This is a genomic window from Salinimicrobium oceani, from assembly GCF_012037645.1.
This window is the reverse complement of sequence record NZ_JAAVJR010000052.1, coordinates 1-935: the sequence shown is the minus strand read 5'-3', so window position 1 is coordinate 935 and position 935 is coordinate 1. Positions and strand designations below refer to the sequence as shown.

Below are 935 nucleotides of genomic sequence, written 5' to 3'. Positions count from 1 at the left end.
ACCGCCACCGGAGTTACAGCTTTTTACGACATTGATACTCCGGTCACTTTAGCAAAACTGGAGCGGGAGGATTACGAATATCTCGACCCGGAGATCATCTCAAAATATGATCTGTATTTATCATTTTCGGGAGGTCCTATTCTAAAGCATCTTGAGGAGCATTATGGATCTCCTATGGCAAGAGCCTTATACTGTTCTGTTGATCCGGATCTTTATTTTCCTGAAGACCGGGAAAAGCAATGGAAAATGGGATATCTCGGCACCTACAGCGATGATCGCCAGCCCACAGTGGAAGAACTTCTAAACAAACCCGCAGCTCAATTTCCATCAGAAAAATTTGTAGTTGCAGGTCCGCAGTATCCGGAGAACTACAACTGGTCAAAGAACGTCGAGCGCATCAATCACCTGCCTCCGGCAGAACACCGAAAGTTCTACAATTCGCAGGAGTTTACGCTGAATGTCACCCGACAGGACATGATCAAAGCCGGTTACTCCCCCAGCGTGAGATTATTTGAAGCAGCTGCCTGCGGAGTGCCGATCATTTCAGATTACTGGGATGGCATCCACAGCATTTTTGAACAGGGAAAGGAGATCCTGATCGCCCGAGACACCAGTGAAGTCGAAAAATATTTCAGAAATATCCCTGAAAAAGAAAGAAAACAGATAGGTGAAAATGCAAGGCAAAAAGTAATGCAGTCTCACACCGCAAAAGCAAGAGCGAAAGAATTAGTAAATTATGTAAAGGAAGTGCGTCAGCCTTCAGAAAAAGTATAATTATGTCCACCGAAGCAGAAATAAAAAAACTAGCTCCCTGGTTCCACAATATTCATCTCCCCGACGGAAGCACAACAGCTCCAAATCATTTCCTGGGAGATTTTCCAAAATTTAAATGGGATAAGATCAAAAATGACATTCCGGAAGATCTGGAAGGATGG

General features: G+C 44.2%; 1 protein-coding gene. It reads left to right on the top strand.

Going from position 1 to position 935, the window contains the following annotated elements:
* A partial coding sequence (locus tag HC175_RS15305) for a CgeB family protein (protein WP_168139335.1) occupies positions 1–774 on the top strand: 774 nt, incomplete at its 5' end.
* Positions 775–935 lie beyond the last annotated feature (161 nt).